At 72.5% G+C, this 17,976-nt stretch carries 14 protein-coding genes and 3 tRNA genes; 6 read left to right on the top strand and 11 right to left on the bottom strand.

Annotated features, from left to right (window positions below; translation table 11 throughout):
* Positions 1 to 10: 10 nt before the first annotated feature.
* Both DPA01S_RS05315 and DPA01S_RS05320 read right to left on the bottom strand, forming a co-directional pair.
* Positions 11 to 865 (bottom strand): TroA family protein, encoded by an 855-nt coding sequence (locus DPA01S_RS05315; protein WP_061227788.1) that lies wholly within the window; start codon positions 863 to 865, stop codon positions 11 to 13.
* A 75-nt stretch (positions 866 to 940) separates the two neighbouring features.
* Positions 941 to 1,013, bottom strand: a tRNA-Glu gene (locus tag DPA01S_RS05320).
* Between the two features lie 119 nt (positions 1,014 to 1,132).
* On the opposite strand from DPA01S_RS05320, the gene DPA01S_RS05325 reads away from it, so the two are divergent.
* The 3 genes from DPA01S_RS05325 to DPA01S_RS05335 all read left to right on the top strand — a co-directional run bounded on the left by DPA01S_RS05325 (position 1,133) and on the right by DPA01S_RS05335 (position 4,612).
* A complete protein-coding gene (locus DPA01S_RS05325; protein WP_084374701.1) occupies positions 1,133 to 1,876 on the top strand; it encodes a TetR/AcrR family transcriptional regulator in 744 nt (247 codons plus the stop codon).
* Positions 1,869 to 3,458 (top strand): MDR family MFS transporter, encoded by a 1,590-nt coding sequence (locus DPA01S_RS05330; protein ID WP_061914402.1) that lies wholly within the window; start codon positions 1,869 to 1,871, stop codon positions 3,456 to 3,458. The genes DPA01S_RS05325 and DPA01S_RS05330 overlap by 8 nt, the downstream gene beginning before the upstream one ends.
* 173 nt (positions 3,459 to 3,631) lie before the next feature.
* Complete coding sequence (locus DPA01S_RS05335; RefSeq protein ID WP_084374703.1) at positions 3,632 to 4,612, top strand: acyl-CoA thioesterase; 981 nt, start codon at positions 3,632 to 3,634, stop codon at positions 4,610 to 4,612.
* A gap of 61 nt (positions 4,613 to 4,673) precedes the next feature.
* On the opposite strand, the gene DPA01S_RS05340 is transcribed toward DPA01S_RS05335, so the two are convergent.
* From DPA01S_RS05340 to gltX, 3 genes are all read right to left on the bottom strand, one after another.
* Positions 4,674 to 4,746, bottom strand: a tRNA-Glu gene (locus DPA01S_RS05340).
* A 53-nt stretch (positions 4,747 to 4,799) separates the two neighbouring features.
* A tRNA-Gln gene (locus DPA01S_RS05345) sits at positions 4,800 to 4,871 on the bottom strand.
* 151 nt (positions 4,872 to 5,022) lie between these two features.
* Complete coding sequence (gene gltX, locus DPA01S_RS05350; RefSeq protein WP_061227790.1) at positions 5,023 to 6,507, bottom strand: glutamate--tRNA ligase; 1,485 nt, start codon at positions 6,505 to 6,507, stop codon at positions 5,023 to 5,025.
* Between the two features lie 128 nt (positions 6,508 to 6,635).
* On the opposite strand from gltX, the gene DPA01S_RS05355 reads away from it, so the two are divergent.
* On the top strand, positions 6,636 to 7,766 hold the full coding sequence (locus DPA01S_RS05355) for an isochorismate synthase (protein ID WP_061227791.1): 1,131 nt from the start codon (positions 6,636 to 6,638) through the stop codon (positions 7,764 to 7,766).
* 71 nt (positions 7,767 to 7,837) lie between these two features.
* Here the strand turns inward: DPA01S_RS05355 and DPA01S_RS05360 are convergent, their stop codons facing one another.
* The 5 genes from DPA01S_RS05360 to serA form a co-directional block, all read right to left on the bottom strand.
* Complete coding sequence (locus tag DPA01S_RS05360) at positions 7,838 to 8,632, bottom strand: fumarylacetoacetate hydrolase family protein (protein ID WP_061914404.1); 795 nt, start codon at positions 8,630 to 8,632, stop codon at positions 7,838 to 7,840.
* A 9-nt stretch (positions 8,633 to 8,641) separates the two neighbouring features.
* The gene (locus DPA01S_RS05365) at positions 8,642 to 9,364 is read right to left on the bottom strand and encodes an exonuclease domain-containing protein (protein WP_061914406.1); all 723 of its coding nucleotides are present in this window, start codon (positions 9,362 to 9,364) and stop codon (positions 8,642 to 8,644) included.
* Positions 9,361 to 11,223: a DUF294 nucleotidyltransferase-like domain-containing protein gene (locus DPA01S_RS05370; RefSeq protein WP_061914408.1), complete on the bottom strand. Its 1,863-nt coding sequence runs from the start codon at positions 11,221 to 11,223 to the stop codon at positions 9,361 to 9,363. The genes DPA01S_RS05365 and DPA01S_RS05370 overlap by 4 nt, the downstream gene beginning before the upstream one ends.
* Before the next feature lie 114 nt (positions 11,224 to 11,337).
* Positions 11,338 to 12,357: a 3-isopropylmalate dehydrogenase gene (locus DPA01S_RS05375; protein ID WP_061914410.1), complete on the bottom strand. Its 1,020-nt coding sequence runs from the start codon at positions 12,355 to 12,357 to the stop codon at positions 11,338 to 11,340.
* Between the two features lie 26 nt (positions 12,358 to 12,383).
* Positions 12,384 to 13,976, bottom strand: coding sequence for a phosphoglycerate dehydrogenase (gene serA / locus DPA01S_RS05380; RefSeq protein ID WP_007627150.1), 1,593 nt, complete (start codon positions 13,974 to 13,976; stop codon positions 12,384 to 12,386).
* A 206-nt stretch (positions 13,977 to 14,182) separates the two neighbouring features.
* Between serA and DPA01S_RS05385 the strand changes: the two genes are divergently transcribed.
* The gene (locus DPA01S_RS05385) at positions 14,183 to 14,770 is read left to right on the top strand and encodes a hypothetical protein (protein WP_061914412.1); all 588 of its coding nucleotides are present in this window, start codon (positions 14,183 to 14,185) and stop codon (positions 14,768 to 14,770) included.
* Positions 14,767 to 16,251 (top strand): phytoene desaturase family protein, encoded by a 1,485-nt coding sequence (locus DPA01S_RS05390; RefSeq protein ID WP_165928510.1) that lies wholly within the window; start codon positions 14,767 to 14,769, stop codon positions 16,249 to 16,251. Before DPA01S_RS05385 ends, DPA01S_RS05390 begins: the two co-directional genes overlap by 4 nt.
* 40 nt (positions 16,252 to 16,291) lie before the next feature.
* On the opposite strand, the gene DPA01S_RS05395 is transcribed toward DPA01S_RS05390, so the two are convergent.
* A complete protein-coding gene (locus tag DPA01S_RS05395; RefSeq protein ID WP_061914414.1) occupies positions 16,292 to 17,929 on the bottom strand; it encodes a hypothetical protein in 1,638 nt (545 codons plus the stop codon).
* Positions 17,930 to 17,976: the final 47 nt, after the last annotated feature.

A 17,976-nucleotide genomic window follows, 5' to 3' on the forward strand; every position in this document is an offset into this window, starting at 1 on the left:
GCGGCCGACCTCAGGCGGGCCGTCGCCCGCGGACGAGCCTGTCCAACGCCCACGGCAGGCTCGAGACACTGGGCTGGCGCACGGCCGCGACGAGGTCGTCGTCGCGGGGATCGACCCGCACCACCTGGACGCCCGGACGCCGCAGTTCGCGGTACGGCCGGGGCTCGGCCCGCGCGTCCACCTCGAACCCCAGGGCGCGGATCTCCGCGCCGAGCGGCGAGTCCGCCGCGAGGGTGGCGACGGGGGTGTCGGGCCGGGCGCCGGTGCCGACGACGACGGCGAGGGCCTCGACCCCGAGCCGACGCTGACCCCGGGCCCACGCGTCGAGCGCCTCCTCGGCGGTGGCGGTCGCCGGTCCGGGATCGCGGTCGAGCGCGTCGGCCACGAGGTCGAGGTGGTCCCGCCAGCCCGGTCGACCCTGCGGGTCGACGATCACGGTCGCCAGGCGCTCGTACCCGCGTAGCTGGTCGCCGGTGACGTCCGCGGCGGCCAGGACGAAGGCGTCGACACCGAACGGCAGCAGGGACCGCAGACTGGGCAGCCCCGGGCCGTCCCATTCCGGCCGCGGCGGGGCGGGTCGCCCACGCCACGGCCGCGGTCCCGTGCCGTCGACCGCCCACGCGGCCTCCGGCTCGCGGTCGAGCGCGTGCAGGACGTCGAGATCGGCCGAGGAGAGTGCGAGGAGACGGCGCGGCGGCGCGTCCGGCGTCGGTGTCCGGACCGGCTCGGGAGGGGCGAGCGGGTCCGTCGGGGTGGCGGACGGGCTCGTCGTCGTCGCCCCCTTCTCCGCGCCGCACGCACCGAGTGCGGCGAGGGACAGGCCGGCCCCCACGGCGAGGCGGAACAGGTCACGGCGCGAGGTCACGCGGTGATCTTCGCACGCACCCCGAAATGCGGAACGTCCCGGCTCGTCAGTGACGAACCGGGACGGCCTCCCTCGTACCCCCGATGGGATTCGAACCCACGCTACCGCCGTGAGAGGGCGGCGTCCTAGGCCGCTAGACGACGGGGGCCTTGCTCGCTGCTCCACCACAGTAGCCGACAGGTGGACGCGGAACCAAATCGGGGCGCGCGGCAGACTTCACCCGGTACAAAGATGCACTCGGTCTACTTTTTCCGTTAGGATTCCTCCGTGAGCTCTCCCCCCGACGCCTCCCTGCAGGCCCCCCACGCTCCCCCTCGTGCGGACGCTCGGCGTGACGACTCCCTGCGCGACCGGAAGCGCCGCGCGACCCTCCTCGCCATCGAGGACGCCGCCACCGCGTTGGTCCTCGAGCACGGGTACGACGCGGTGACGGTCGACCAGATCTGCGCGGCCGCCGAGGTCTCCAAGCGCACGTTCTTCAACTACGTCGCCTCCAAGGAGGCCGCGGTCATCGGCGCCAGCCCGCAGGACGTCCCCGAGGCCGAGCGCGAAGACTTCCTTGACGGGGTCGATCCGGACGTCCCACGCGCGCTGATGCGGGTCTTTCTCGCAGGCTTCGCGGCCACCCGCATCGCGGACAGGGAGCAGACAGCCATGCTCGTCCAACGCCGGCGTGACATCTTCCGGGCCGAGCCGCAGCTCGGTGCTGCGCGGATGACCGCCTCGTACCGGTTCCAGATCGAACTCGTGGACCTCGTGTCCTGCCACCTCGACCGGCATCCGCGGCTGCGCCGCCTGCCCGGGGTGAGCGCCGAGGCCGAGGCGCGCGCGTGCGTCGCGCTCGTCGCCGCCTCGGCAAACCTCGGCATGGCCACCTGGCTGAACCGCGACTCCGCCTCCTTCGACGACCTCCACGCCGACTGCGCCACCGCCCTGCGCCAACTCGCAGTGCTCGTCGGCGAGCCCTCCACCGCCGCCACCACCACCACCGACGGGATCCCGCATGAGTGAGACAGACCTCCGCACCACCGCGGCACCGCCCGGTGCCGACCGCTCCCCCGCCCCGGCGCCGACGACGCACAACGTCCCGCTGGTGTTCACCTCGCTGCTGCTGGGGATGCTCATCGTGTCCCTGGGGCAGATGATCTTCGCCACCGCGCTGCCGACGATCGTCGCCGACCTCGGTGGCGTCGACCGCATGAGCTGGGTCATCACCGTCTATCTGCTCACCATGACGATCGGGCTGCCCGTGTACGGCAAGCTCGGGGACCAGATCGGGCGCAAACCCCTCTTCGTCACGGCCATCCTGCTGTTCTCCGCCGGCTCCCTCCTCGGCGCGCTGGCGTGGAACATCGATCTGCTCATCGCCGCACGCGCGGTCCAAGGGCTCGGCGGCGGCGGCCTGATGGTCCTCTCCCAGGCGATCGTCGCCGATGTCGTCCCCGCCCGGCAGCGCGGCCGGTACATGGGCGTCATGGGCGCCGTCTTCGGGCTGTCCTCCGTCCTCGGCCCGCTCCTCGGCGGATTCTTCACTGAGGGGCCCGGCTGGCGGTGGGCGCTGTGGTTCAACCTCCCCGTGTGTCTGATCGCCCTCGTCGTGGCCGTCGTCTGGCTGCGCCTGCCCAACCGCGGCAGCGGACGCCGCACCGACTGGCCCGGCACGGTGCTCATGGCCATCGGCACCACCGCACTCATCCTCCTCTCGTCGTGGGGCGGCAACCGTTACGACTGGACCGACCCGGTCATCCTCGGCATGGGCGCGCTGTTCCTCGTGTGCGCCGTGGCCTTCGTCCGGGTCGAGCGTCGCTCCCCTCACCCGCTGATCCCGATGACACTGTTCGCCGAGCGCAACTTCTCGGTCTCCACCGCCGCCGGGCTCCTGATCGGCGTCGCGATGTTCGGGTGCATGGCCTACCTGCCGACGTACATCCAGATGGTCCACGGTCTCGGCCCCACCGCGGCCGGCCTCATGATGATCCCCATGATGATCGGCATGATGGGCACCTCCATCGTCGTCGGCAACATCGTCAGCCGCACCGGCCGCTACAAGTGGTACCCCGTCGTCGGCACGCTCATCATGGCCGTCGGGCTCTGGCTCATCGGCTCGCTGCAGGCCGGTGACACCCTCGTCCACCTCGGCGTGGTGCTCTTCGTGTTCGGTTTCGGACTCGGCCTGTGCATGCAGCTGCTCGTGCTGATCGTCCAGAACGCGTTCGCCATCACCATGGTCGGCACCGCGACCGCGTCCAACAACTTCTTCCGCCAGATCGGCGGCACGATGGGTTCGGCCATCGTCGGCTCGCTGTTCGTCAGCCGGCTCGCCGACCTCATGGGCGAGCGCGTCCCCGCGGCCGCTGCCGAGCTAGGCCCCGAGGGCGCCCGGGTCGCCGAGACCTTCGCCAACGGTGCGGGCGCCAACTCCATGAGCCCCGAGATCCTGGCCGGGCTGCCGGGCCCGCTGCACGACGCGATCGTCGGGGCGTACAACGACGCCCTGGTGCCGATCTACCACATGGTCGTCCCGCTCATCCTCGTGGCGACCGTGCTGCTGTTATTCGTCCGTGAGGACACCCTCAAGGAGACGGTCGACTGACCGTGCCCGCGGCGCACGCACCGGTGCGCCCGCCCCGACCGCGGTCCGCCGCCCTCACCCCCTCACCCCCGTGCCCGCGCTCACCGCGCGCCGGCGCGGGGGTGAGGAGTCCGACACGGGATCCGTACGCACGACACACGGCCCCGTCACGCGGCGTCACTAGCGTCCGACGAGTGACCACGCCTCACCTCACCGCTCCCGACCACACCGCCTCCCACCAGACCGTGCTGCGGTTCCTGGCCGCCCCGACCGACGTCGGGACGGGTACCCAGGTCCATACCGGCCGCATCCTCGAGTGGATCGACAAGGCCGCCTACGCGCTGGCCGCGGGATGGTCGGGTGGGTACGCCGTCACGGCCTACGTCGGCAACGTCCGTTTCTCCCGCCCGATCGCCTCCGGGGACCTCGTGGAGGTGTCCGCCCGGCTCGTGCACACGGGCACCTCCTCCATGCACATCCAGTGCGACGTCCGCGCCTGCGATCCCGCACGCACCGGGTACCGGCACTGCGCCGAGTGCCTGGTCGTCTTCATCGCCGTCCGCGACGGCGCGCCCACCCCGGTCCCCGCCTGGCGGCCCGCCTCGAGCCTGGAGATCCACGAGTCCGACGAGGCGGTCATGCGCATCGGGCTGCGCAAGGACATCGAGCGCGCGATGGCGCAGCAGGTCTACTCCGAGGCCGGCACCGCCCCGCGATCGACGCTGCGCCTGCTCGCCGCCCCCTCGGACGTCAACTGGGGAGGCAACGCCCACGGTGGACGGATCATGGCGTGGATCGATGACGCGGCGAACCTGTGCGCGGCCCAGTGGTCGGGTACCCCGTGTACCTCGGTGTACGCGGGCGGGGTGCGCTTCTACCATCCGGTACGGATCGGGGACGTGGTGGAGGTGGAGGCCCGCCTGCTGCACACCGGCCACGAGACCATGCACGTCTCCGTGCACGTGCGCTCCGGGGCGGCCACCTCGTCCGCCCGCACGCTCAGCACGCACTGCCTCACCGTCTGCGCCGCCCTGGGCGCGGACGGGCGCCCCACCCCGGTCGCGCGGTGGTCCCCCGTGTCCGCCGAGGACCACGCCCTGGACGCCCACGCACGCGACCTCGTCCGGCTGCGGGCGCGGGGACGGTCCTCGAGGCGGGCGCCCGCCTCAAGCTGAGCGATGCCGCCCGAAATGCGGAAGACGCCCGGAGCGATGTGCTCCGGGCGTCGTCACGGTGTACCCCCGATGGGATTCGAACCCACGCTACCGCCGTGAGAGGGCGGCGTCCTAGGCCGCTAGACGACGGGGGCTAGGACACGGATCCACAGGGGATCCGCTGTGAGCACTCGCGTGGAGCACTCCGCTGGCCTACCAGGACTCGAACCTAGAACGGCTGAACCAGAATCAGCTGTGTTGCCAATTACACCATAGGCCACTATTTTCACTTCTCCGCCGCTCTTCAGCGACCTCGAAGAGACTACCAAACCTCTGTGGGTGAATAGCAAATCGCCTGGTCAGTGGCCTCGTTTCTTCGACGGCTGGATTCGGCCACGCCCGTCATCCGTCGACGGGCGCGGCCGCTCTCATCAGCCGGCGACCGGTGCCGAGCGCAGACGGGACAGCGTCGCCTCACGGCCGAGCAGCTCGATGGACTCGAACAGCGGGGGCGAGATGTGCGAACCCGTCACCGCCACCCGGACCGGGCCGTAGGCCTTGCGCGGCTTGATGCCCAGGCCGTCCACCAGGGCCCCGGACAGCGCGGCCTCGATGGCGGGCGCCGTCCACTTCTCGAGAGAGCCGAGGGCGGCGATCGCCGCGTCGACGACCTCACGCGACCCGGGCTTGAGGTTCTTGGCCGCGGACTGCGGGTCCACCGTGAACTCCGACTCGTCCACCAGCAGGAAGCGGATCAGCTTCCAGGCGTCCGACAGAACCACGATGCGGGTCTGTAGCAACTCCGCCACGACCGCCCACCGTTGCTGGTCGAAGTCCTCCGGCAGCGTCAGTCCGTCCTGGGCCGGGTGGGCGACGAGGTACTCGCGCAGACGCCGTGCGAACTCGTCGGTCGGCAGCTGCCGGATGTGCTCGGCGTTGATCGCGTCGGCCTTCTTCTGGTCGAAGCGGGCCGGGTTCGCGTTGACCTGCCGGACGTCGAAGGCGTCGACCATCTCCTGGAGTGAGAACACGTCGCGGTCCTCTGACAGGCCCCACCCGAGCAGCGCCAGGTAATTGAGCAGGCCCTCGGGCAGCATGCCTCGGTCCCGGTGCAGGAAGAGGTCCGACTCGGGGTCGCGTTTCGAGAGCTTCTTGTTGCCCTCACCCATGACGAACGGCAGGTGACCGAACTCGGGCACACCGTCGGCCACGCCGATGCGCTCGAGGGCGCGGTACAGGGCGATCTGCCGCGGGGTGGAGCTGAGCAGGTCCTCGCCGCGCAGGACGTGCGTGATCTTCATGAGGGCGTCGTCGACGGGGTTGACCAGCGTGTAGAGCGGGATCCCGTTGGCGCGGGTGAGCGCGAAATCGGGGACCGTGCCGGCCTTGAAGGTCGTCTCGCCGCGGACGAGGTCGTTCCAGGACAGGTCCTCGTCCGGCATCCGCAGGCGGATCACCGCTCCGCGACCCTCGTCGCGGAAGGCCTGCTTCTGCTCCTCGGTGAGGTCGCGGTCGTACCCGTCGTAGCCGAGCTTGGGGTCGCGTCCGGCCGCCCGGTGCCGGGCCTCTACCTCCTCGGGGGTGGAGAAGGACTCGTAGGCCTCCCCCGCATCGATGAGCCGGCGCACGACGTCGAGGTGCAACTCACGCCGCTCCGACTGGCGGTACGGCGCGTACGGACCGCCGACCTCGGGCCCCTCGTCCCAGTCCAATCCGAGCCACCGCAGCGCGTCGAGGATCGCCTGGTAGGACTCCTCGGAGTCGCGCGCGGCGTCGGTGTCCTCGATCCGGAAGACGAACGTCCCACCCGTGTGCCGGGCGTGCGCCCAGTTGAACAGTGCCGTCCGCACGAGCCCCACGTGGGGTGTGCCGGTGGGCGACGGACAGAAGCGGACGCGGACATCGGAGGCTGTCATGAGGCCCATCCTAGAGACGGTCCCGGCTCGCACCCCCGTCGAGGACCGGCCTAGGATCAGCGGGTACCCGTGGCAGGCGCCTGCAGGACGGCGCCCCACGGACCGAACCGAGTCGAGGGAGGCGAGCCGTGGCGTCAGGGCTCCACCCCGACGTCGGACGACCAGTCACAGCCCCGGACTTCCTGCTCTCGCGGCCGACCGGCTCGCTGCGCACGCAGGGCGCCCTCGCCGCGTTCACCGATCCCGCCGACGCCGCACTGGCCCTTCGTTCGGGCTCCTGCGGACTCGTAGTGGGTGCGATCGGTTTCGAGCCGGACGCACCGGCCGCGCTCGTGGAGCCCGACGTCGTGGTGCGCACCGACGGCCCGCTCGAGCCGCCTGCGTATTTCCGCGCGATGCGGACCCGCGCCCACATCGCCGAGGAGGTGCCCACGGCGGCAGAGCACCGGGCGCGTGTCGCGACCGCGATCGCGGGCGTGCGCGCCGGTGAATTCGACAAGGTGGTGTTGGCCCGCGCGGTGCGACTAGCGGCGGACGAGCCGATCGATCCCCACGCGGTGTGCGCCGCCCTCATCGACTCGAGCCCCTCGGCCGACGGGTATCTCGTCGACCTCTCCCCCGCCGGCGGTCGCTACTCGGGCCGCGTCCTGGTGGGTTCCAGTCCCGAATTGCTCGTCCGTCGCCGGGGTGACCTGGTGGAGTGCCACCCGTTGGCCGGATCCGCGCCCCGTTCCGCTGACCCCGCCGCCGACCAGGCCGCGGGCCGCGCGCTGCGGGCCTCCGGGAAGGATGCCTCCGAGCACGCCTTCGTCGTGGACTCGCTGGCCCGGTCACTCGGGCCGGTGTGCACCGACCTGGAGATCCCCGAGCACCCTTCGTTGACGTCGACCCGGGAGATGTGGCACCTCGGGACCCGGATCCGGGGGCGCATCGCCGACCCCAGGACCACCGCTCTGGACCTGGCCCTGGCCGTCCACCCCACCCCCGCGGTGTGCGGGACGCCGACGGACGCGGCCCGCCGCCTCATCGCGGGGATCGAGGGCGACCGGGGGTTCTACGCAGGTGCGGTCGGGTGGTCCGACTCCGGCGGTGACGGCGACTGGATGGTCACCATCCGGTGCGTCGAGATCGACGCGGACCGCGCCGGGGCCGTCGCCTGGGCCGGGGGCGGGCTCGTCTCCGACTCCCAGCCCGACGACGAGGTAGCGGAGACCGGGGCCAAGCTGCGGACAGTCCTGCGGGCGGTCGGCGCCGCGTAGGCCACCGGAGGCCGGGCCCGCCCCGGCGCAGCCTAGGCCGCCGGGGTGGAGCCCGGCGGCACGCGGGTGGGCTACCTGTCGACGACCGGGTTGGTCAGCGCACCGATGCCCTCGATCTCCACGGTGACGCGGTCACCGGGCAGCATCGCCCCGACGCCTGCCGGGGTGCCGGTGAGGATGACGTCCCCGGGCAACAGGGTCATGACCCGGCTGACGTACTCGATGATCTCGCCGACGGTGTGCATGAACTGTGAAGTGTTGCCGTCCTGGCGCAGCTCGCTGGTCCCGTTCTCGTGCGTGAGGGTGGTGCGGACGTCGAGTCCGTTGGGGTCGAGGTCGGTGACGATCCACGGACCGAGCGGGCAGAAGGTGTCGTAGCCCTTGCCCCGCGTCCACTGTCCGTCGGAGAGCTGCTGGTCGCGCGCGGTGACGTCGTTCGCGCAGGTGTAGCCAAGGATGACCTCGTGCGCGCGGGCGGCGGCGACGTCGCGGCACGGCTGCCCGATCACGACGGCGAGCTCGCCCTCGTGGTCGACCCGCTCGGAGCTCGGCGGGTACGCGATGGCCGCCTCGGGGCCGACGACCGAGGTGTTGGGCTTGAGGAAGATCAACGGCTCGGCGGGCGCCGGCGATCCCATCTCCTCGGCGTGGTCGGCATAGTTCTTGCCGACGCACACGATCTTCGACGCCAGGATGGGCGCGAGGAGACGCACGTCGGCCAACGGCCACTCCCGGCCGGTGAACTCGGGGGTACCGAACGGGTGCTCGGAGATCTCGGCACAGGTCAGCGAGGAGGGGTCGGCGATGTCCCCACGGACCTCGACGAAGGCGAACCCCTGCGGATGGGCGATACGGGCGAGACGCATACCGCGATCCTAGGGCGTACGGAGGTCACGTAGGACGCGTGCCCCACGGTCGCGGAGCTCGGCCACCTGTGCGAGGTACAGCTCAGCGCAGGCGAGCGCGTCGACGGCCGCGTCGTGCGCGCGGTACCGGGGAAGCCCGTAGCGTCCCCGGGCACCCCACAGGCGCAGCTCGTCGGGCGAGGGATCCGCCGTGAACCCCATGTCGATCCCTCCGCCGAGGATCCGTCGCTGCAACTCGAGTGTGTCGACGGCCTCCAGCGGCGGGCGTACCCCGTACACGCGCCGACACAGCACGCCGAGGAAGTCCACCTCGATCGTGCTGTAGTGCGCAAGCAGGACGCGTCCGGTCAGGGCGGTGAGCACCCGGTCGAGCACCTCCGCGACCCCGGACCCGTGCGCCACATCGTCGTCGGTGAGGCCGTGCACGGTGGCGCTCTGGCCCACCCCGCCGTCGTCCCCCGACCGGCCGTCCGACCGCAGCACCATCGAGCCTGCCCCGCGCAGCACGATCCGGTCCCCGTCGACCGGGACGAATCCCACCGACACGACCCGGTCACGTCGTGGGTCGAGTCCCGTCGTCTCCACGTCCACGGCCAACAACCGCACCTCGTCGAGCGGTGTGGCGGGGCCCGGCGGCGGTGTCCGCAGGAAGGCGCCGAGCGGGCCGTCGGGCACCCGACGCGCCGCGCGCCGCCGGCGGGCGGCCGACGTCAGTCTGCCCAGTCCCGTCACATCTGCCCCACCCGGTACTGGATGGCCAACGCGGACTGCGCGGCCGCGATGATGCGGAACGCCGCCCGCAGGCGGTGGCGGTCCATCGTGCCGAGGCTCGACGGGTCGACGTGGTTGTCCAGGTCGAGTCCCTCGGCGATCTGGCGCGCGTGGTGGCGGTAGGCCAGACCCCTGAGGAATCGGATCGCGCCGGCGAGGTTCTCGGCGTCCGTCCGGGCGAGCACCCCGGCGGCCGCCGCGGCCTCGAGCCGGCCCAGCGTGGAGACCTCCGACAGCCCGGCCGACAGCGCGTGCAGCCGGGCAATCTGGACGACGGGTGCGATGCCGCCCGCCTTGATGTCCAGCGTGTTGCGGTACTCCCCCCGGCGCGCGACCACAAGGCCCCGGAAGAACCCGAGGGGCGGTTGCCAGTCGCAGGCGATCCGTGCCAGGTGGGCGAGGAACCGCCGGCTCCCCCGGGATCTGGAGAGCATCTCGCAGCGGACCCGGTCCACCAGACGCTCGGCCCCGTGGACGGCGCGGATGTCGAAGAACACCTGACTGTTCAGGACGGCCTCGGGGTCGGGCGCGCCCACCCAGTCCCGCACCCGTCGTTCCCAGTCGGACGCGGTTCGTCGCCACTGCGGGTTGCTCGCCATCACGTCGCCCGGGCACCGCGGGAAGCCCGCCCGGTCCAGGCCGTCGCAGACCTGGTCGGTGAGTGCGGCGAAGTAGTCGTGGGCGCCCGGGACCGTGTCGGCGGCGTCGTCGAGGATCAGGGCGTTGTCCTGGTCGCTGGAGGCGCCGAGTTCCCCGCGGGCCTGCGAGCCGAGTCCGACCCAGCAGTAGTCGGTGGGCGGCGGACCGAGGTCGGCCTCGGCCAGGGCGAGCAGTCTCCGGGTGGCGGCGTCGGCGGTGGCGGTGATGACCCGACCGATGTCCTGGGGTGCGGTCCCGCGCCGCACGAATTCACCGATCAGCGGCAGGAGCCGTTCCGCCAGCCGGGCGACCGTATCGGCGTCCGGGGCGCGGGAGATCCGCGCGGCGAGGTAGACGGGGTCGGCCTGTGCGAGCCGGAGCAGGTCGCTCGTGGTGACCATCCCCATCGGCGCCCCGTCCTGGCACACGGGTAGATGGTGGACCCCGCGGTCCATCTGGAGCAGCGTGGCGTCGAACGCCCGGGTGTGGGCGTCCACCGTCACCGGGTCGGGGGTCATGATGGTCGCGACCGGGGCCTCGGGGTCCCCGCTCACGGCGACGACCTTCGCGCGGAGGTCGCGGTCGGTGAAGATCCCCACCACGCGCCCGGCCTCGACCACCACCAGCGCCGACACCCGCTCCCTCGTCATGATCTGTGCGGCCTCCCGGATGGGGGTGTCGGGCCCCACGGTGACCGCGTCCCGCGTGAGCAGCTCCCCCACCGGCGTGCCGAGGGCGTCGCCGCCGGACGCGGCGACGCGGACGGAGGCCAGATCCTGGCGGATGCGGTCGCTGCGTGCGCCGAAGAAGGCGCGCAGGGCGGGATGCCCGGCGGCCAGCTCGTCGAACACCTCGCGGGGCATCTCGAGGAGAAGGGTGTCCGCCGAGGCGACCATGAGGTAGCGCGACAGGCGGGACTCGGTGAGGGTCGAGTAGCCGAAGCAGTCGCCCTCGTCGCGCGCGTCCAGCAGGGTGCCGTCGGGATCGCACACCTCGACGGCGCCGGTGCGGATGATGTGCAGGTAGTCGTTCGGCGTCCCCGGCTCGATGATCACCGAGCCGCGGCGGTGGTACCGCTGGGACAGCAGGGCGGGAAGCCGGTCGAGTTGCTCCGACGGCAGCGCGTCGAAGGGTGCGCAGCGGGCGAGGAAGTCGCGCACCTCGGCCAGTTCCACGTCCACGCCTCCACTGTGGACGCCGACGGCCCGCGGTGTGATCGCTTCACGCGATTCACACCCGCGGGCCGTCGGGGTGGGACGGGTCCCGGCGTGCCGACGCCGGGGAGGCGGTCCGGGCTAGGCGCTGACCGCGGCGACGATCCGGTCGCCCACCTCGGAGGTGACGACGGGTGCGTCGCCGCGCGAACCGAGGTCGGCCTCGACGGCGGCCTCGACGCGCGCGGCCTCGTCCTCCTTGCCGAGGTGGCGCAGGAGTAGGGCCACCGACAGGATGGCCGCGGTCGGGTCGGCCGTGCCCTCGCCGGCGATGTCCGGAGCCGAACCGTGGACGGGCTCGAACATCGACGGGTTGGTGCCGGAGGCGTCGATGTTGCCGGACGCCGCGGTGCCGATCCCGCCGGTGACGGCCGCGGCGAGGTCGGTGATGATGTCGCCGAAGAGGTTGTCGGTGACGATCACGTCGAAGCGCGCGGGGTCGGTGACCAGGTAGATGGTCGCGGCGTCGATGTGGCAGTAGTCCACCTCGACACCCGGGAACTCGGGCGCGACCTCGTTGACCGTCCGCTGCCACAGGCCACCGGCGTTGACCAGCACGTTGGTCTTGTGGACCAGCGTGAGCTTGCCGCGGCGGACCTGCGCGCGGGCGAACGCGTCGCGGACGACGCGCTCCACGCCGAAGCGGGTGTTGACCGACGTCTCGGTCCCGATCTCCTGCGGGGTGCCGACGCGGATCGCGCCACCGTTGCCGGTGTAGAGGCCCTCGGTGCCCTCGCGCACCACCACGAAGTCGATCTCACCGGGGTCCTTCAGCGGCGTGGCCGAGCCCGGGAACAGCCGCGAGGGACGGAGGTTGACGTGGTGGTCGAGAGCGAACCGCAGCGGGAGCAGCATGCCGCGTTCGAGCACGCCGGCCGGCACGGAGCGCGGGTCGCCGATGGCGCCCAGCAGGATGGCGTCGTGCTCCTTGAGGCTGGCGATGTCGGCGTCGGTGAGGGTCTCGCCGTTGCGCAGGTAGCGGCGGGCCCCGAGGTCGTACTCGGTCGTGGAGACGTCGGGCACCAGCGCGTGGAGGACCTTGAGCGCCTCGGCGATGACCTCGACGCCGATGCCGTCTCCGGGGATGACTGCGAGCTTCATGACGGTGTGGATTCCTTTGCTGCTCGTCAGTCGAGGTTGATCTGGGTGGCGGTGGCGCCGAGGTCGGAGACGATCCGGTCGATCGTCGGCTCGGCGACCGCACGGTCCACGCGCAGGATGAGCGACGCGCCCTCACCGGTGGCGTCCTGGCTCAGGGCGGCGGCCTGGATGTCGATGCCCTCGCCGCCGAGGATCGAGCCCACCTTGCCGAGCACACCCGGGCGGTCGGAGTAGTGGACGAAGAGGTTCTGGCCCTGGGCGCGCAGATCGAAGCCACGCTCGTTGATCCGGACGATCTTCTGCACCTGGTCCAGGCCCGAGAGGGTCCCGGTGACCTTCCCGGTGGAACCGTCGGCCGCGACGGCCGTGACGGTGACCGTGCTGCGGTAGGACTTGGACTCGCTGCGGGTCTCGACCGAGTGCGTGACGCCGCGCTGCTCGGCCATCTGGCCGACGTTGACGAACGTGGCCGGCTCGTCGGTGATGGCGGAGAACAGGCCGCGCAGGGCGGCCAGGCCGAGGACGTCGACCTGCTCGGCGGCGAGCTCGCCGGCGACCTCGACGTTGACGGTGGTGGGCACGCCCGGGCACAGGTGGCCGGCAATGAGGCCGACCTTGCGGACGAGGTCGAGCCAGGGGGCGACCTCGTCGCCGACCGGGCCGCCGGAGACGTTGACGGCGTCGGGCACGAACTCGCCGCGGAGCGCGAGCAGGACGCTGCGCGCGACGTCCGTACCGGCGCGGTCCTGGGCCTCGGCGGTGGAGGCGCCCAGGTGCGGGGTGACGACGGTGTTCTCGAGCTCGAACAGCGGCGAGTCGGTGCAGGGCTCGGTGTCGAACACGTCGAGCGCGGCGGCGCGGACCTTGCCGGACTTCAGGGCGTCGACGAGGGCGTCCTCGACGATGAGGCCGCCGCGGGCGGCGTTGACGATCACGACGCCGTCCTTGGCACGGGCGAGACGCGCGGCGTCGAACAGGCCGGCGGTCTCCTTGGTCTTGGGCAGGTGCATCGTGATGATGTCGGCCCGGGAGACCAGCTCGTCGATGTCCACGAGCTCGATGCCCAGCTGCGCCGCGCGGGCGGCCGGCAGGTAGGGGTCGTAGGCGATGATGTGGGTCTCGAACGCCGCCAGGCGCTGGGCCACGAGCTGCCCGATGCGCCCCAGGCCCACGACACCGACGGTCTTGCCGAGCAGCTCGACGCCGTTGAAGGAGCTGCGCTTCCAGGTGTGCTCGCGCAGCGTCCGGTCGGCGGCGGGGATCTGGCGGCAGGCGGCCATGAGCAGCGCGACGGCGTGCTCGGCGGCCGAGTGGATGTTGGAGGTGGGCGCGTTGACCACCATGACGCCGCGCTCGGTGGCGGCGGGGATCTCGACGTTGTCCAGGCCCACGCCGGCGCGGCCGATGATCTTGAGGTTGGGCGCGGCGGCGAGCACCTCGGCGTCGACGGTCGTCGCGGAGCGCACGAGCAGGGCGTCGGCGTCGGCGACGGCCTCGAGGAGCTTCGGACGATCCGGGCCGTCCACCCAGCGGACCTCCACGGCGTCGCCGAGCGCGTCGACGGTCGACTGGGCGAGCTTGTCGGCGATGAGGACGACGGGACGTCCGGATGCTGTCACAGTGGGATCTCCTCGGTGTCAAAACGGTCAGGGCCAGTCTAGGCCACCTGTCACCGCCGTCGATCAGTGGCCGGTGCGGCCCGGGCCGCCTACCGTGGCGGGGAGTCCGGCCCGACGGTCGCGCCCCATCCGGCCGCCGTCGTGGCACGGGCACGCCGACGAACACACCGACGAGCACACCGCCGCGCGACGAACGGAAAGCCCTGATGCCCCGCAGCCCCCGGTCGACACCGTCCCCGGTCCGATTCCCTGACCCGTGGTTGCCGGTGGTGGCGCCGGCGCGGGGCGCGACGGCGGTGGCGACGTATCTGCGGGCGCACCTGTACGGCGCGGCCGTGGGCCGCAGCATCCTCGACCGCTGTATCAGCGCCGTGGAGCCGGCCGACCGCGTGCGGTTGGTGCCGCTGCGCGCGGAGTTCGACCGGGAGATCGACACCGCCGCGGCTCTGCTGCGGCGCCTGTCGCCGTGGGGCGCGCCGGGTCGCGGACTCCTCAGGGCGTCGTCCGTGGTGACGCTCGCCGCGTTGCCCGTGGGACCGGTGTTGCGCGATCCGTTGGCGCGGCTCGCCGTCCTGGAGACGCTCCGCACCCTGGTGGTGGCCAAGCGCTCGATGTGGGAGCTGCTCGCGGCGTCGTGGGTCGCCGACGACCCGGCGCCCGGCGGTGACGACGACGACGAGTTCGGCGTCCACGACACCGGCCGGCTGCTGCGGGGTCTCGCGGAACAGGCCCGGGCGCAGGAGGAGTTACTGGAACAGTTGCGCCGCACCTACGGCCTGGCGGTCTTCGGGTGAGCGCCGCCGGGATCGTGCGCGCGGACGTCGTCGTGGTGGGCTCGGGCCCGAGCGGTCTGGCGGCGGCCGTGATGTGCGCGCGTGCCGGGCGGAAGGTCGTGGTCCTCGAGGCGCAGGACACCATCGGCGGCGGCTGCCGGACTCTGCCGATGTCCGACGTCGCCGGCGACATCCCGGACGATCTCGCCGACGGCCTGTTCGTGGACCCCTGTTCGGCCGTGCACCCGATGGCGGGGGCCTCGCCGTTCTTCCGCGACTTCGACCTGGCGGCCCACGGCGTCGAGCTGGCCGTGCCCGCGGTGCAGCTCGGGCACGCCCTGCCGGGCCGGGACGCGATCGTCGTGCCGTCCGGCCCCTCCCCCGCGACCCTCGCCGAGGGGTTGGGTTCGCGCGAGGAGGCCGACCGGTGGTGGAGCGTGATGGGCCCGCTGGGCCGCCGCGCCGAGGACGTGGTCGCGGCCGCCCTGTCCGATCAGCGCTCGATCCCGCCCGTGGCGGCGACGGCGGCGCTCGCCGGCGCCTTCCTGCGGGCGCATCCCCGCGGCGGGGTCGCCGATCCTCTCGGCCCGGACGGCCGGACGCTGCTGTCCGGTATCTCGTCCCACGCCATCACCCCGCTGACGTCCCCGGCCGCGACGGGCGTCGGGCTCGTCCTGGGCGCGCTGCTGCACTCCCCGCGCGGATGGGGTCTGCCCGTCGGCGGCAGCGGCGCGATCACGGCTGCCCTGGCCGATGCCGTGCGGGACGCGGGGGGCGAGATCCACACGGGCGTCACCGTCGACTCGCTCGCGCGACTCGACGCCCGCGACGTGGTGTTCAACACCTCGTCGAGGATCCTCGGCCGGATCCTGCTGGCGTCATCGCCGTCACCCGCCGTTGCGCGCCGCGCACGGAAGCTCATGGAGGCGCCGATGGGCGGCGCGGCCGCGAAGGTCGACCTCGTCCTATCGGGCCCTGTGCCGTGGCGGGACGAGCGCCTCGCCCGGGCGGGCACCGTTCATCTGGGCGGGGACTCGCAGGCGCTGGCCGTCGCCGAGCGCGAGGTGGCCGCCGGCCGCCACGCCGAGCGCCCGATGATCCTCGTCTCGCAGCCGTGGGTGACCGACCCCGGCCGCATCGCCCCGGACGGCCGGCGGCCACTGTGGACCTACGCCCACGTCCCCGCCTACTCCGGCCGCGACCAGACCGAGCAGGTGCTCGCCGCGCTGGAGGAGGTCGCACCGGGAGTGCGCGACGTCGTACTCGCCACCCACTGCACGCCCGCGGACCGGATGGCCGAACACAACGCCAACAACGCCGGCGGGGACATCGCGGCGGGACGGGTGGACCTGCGGGGTCTGGTCGCGCGCCCGGTGCCGCGGGTCGACCCGTTCGCCACGCCCGTCCCCGGCGTCTGGCACGCCTCGGGCTCCACGCCGCCCGGGCCCGGCGTGCACGGGATGGCCGGCCGGCACGTGGCGGACCGGATCCTCGGCCGCTGACCACCTCGCCGGCGACGTCACCTCGGGCAGGTCTGCCGGGTCACTGATAGGACACGAACCACGGGCGCGGCCGCACGGCCATCGTCTGCTCGGGCGTGAACGTGGGCGTGTCCTCGTCGTAGAAGTTCTTCCAGGCCATCCAGATGTCGGGAGAGAGCCCGCTGCGCAGGACGTCCCACGTCTCCATCTTGAGCTGCGGCGTGCCGTGGCCGTCCGCGTGCAGGGCGATCGCCACCTCCGCGCGGGAGGTGTCTATCCGGTCGCGGTTGCTGATCATGGCCATGCTAAACTGGTGGAGGATGAGCAGCTTCTGCGGTCCCCCGCTGTCGCGGGTCAGGTCCGCCAGCCAGTGGATCACCCGGTTGATCTCCTCGGCGTCCACCGACCCGATCTGCGCGCCCGGCTGCTGGCCCGGCTTCAGTTTCCACTCGGGGTCCAGCGCCAGCCCTACGCCGGGCCGGCGCAGCAGGTCCTCGAAGATCTTCGCCTGGTCGACCATGTCGGCCATCCCCGGCTGCAGGTCGATCACCGCGTACCCGCCGGCCTCGGTGATCGCGTCGACGAGCGGGACGAAGATCTCCGGGTCCCACTCGTTGGTGAAGTTGCCGTCGGCTCCCGGTCCGCCCGCGGCGACCGTCCCGATGATCTCGAACGCCGGGACCACCGGTTCCGGCGAAAAGGGTTGGTACTGGTCGACCAGAGTCTGCACACGCGCCACACTCTCGGCGGGGCCCTGCTCGCCGAGGATGCCCAGCGCAGGGGTGATGGGCGAGCCGTAGGCGGCCACGAAGCGACGCCCGGGGAACATGAGCTGCCCGCCGCCCGGGAGCTCGGGCACCGTGCGGGCGGTCTCGACGCGATCGCCGAGCTCCTGCTCGGTCCCCCACCCGGGGCCGAGTGCGTAGACCGCGTCGGCGTCCCGCACTGCCTCGACCGACCCGCCGTCGACCCGGGGATCCGGTGCCCGGAGGTGGGACACCGCCGCACCCGCGGCCACGGCCGTCGCGATCGATGCGACGGGGGTCCGGTCGTGGACGAGCACGCTCGGGGCGTCGTCGCCGTCCCATGCGGGTGCACCCGGCTCGAACGGCTCTGCCGCACCCTCGCCGCCTCCGGCGGCATCCGCGCCGCCGCCCGCGGTGTTCGGACCGCCGATCGTCATCAGCGCCGGCGCGCCGGGTGACTGGTGGACCGTGACGTCGTCGATCCGGTCGCCGGGGACCTCCAGCTCGGAATCGAAGGTGATCCCGGTCAGCTCCTCGAGCCCCGGCCGGTCGGTCGGGGAATCGACCACCTCGCCGTCGTCGTATCCGAACGACACCGCGCCGACCCGGAGCACCCGCTCGGCGCCGAGTCGCGACACCTCGTCGGCCAGGCCCGCCTCGCCGCCCGGAACGGCGGTGAGCATCGGGGCGCGCAGGCCCACGGCGACCGACGCTGCGGTGGCCTGGGCGGCCTCGTCCGGCGCGGCCACCACGACCACCGGCGCGGACTCCACCAGCAGTCGCGTGGCCTCCACACCCGAGCCGTCGGCGTCGGTGGCGATCCGGACCCCGTCCGCCTCGACCGCCCGCATCCCCGGGGCGTCACCGTCCTCCGTCGACCCACAGGCCACCGTCGTGGCGGCCAGGGAAAAGGCGAGGACCGCCGCACCCACACCTCGGTTGATGTGACGCACGGCGGTCCTCCTAAAGTTGTCGGGAATCGATCCCGGTGGACCCTACA

The organism is Dietzia papillomatosis NBRC 105045 (assembly GCF_001570845.1).
Classification (GTDB): domain Bacteria; phylum Actinomycetota; class Actinomycetes; order Mycobacteriales; family Mycobacteriaceae; genus Dietzia; species Dietzia cinnamea.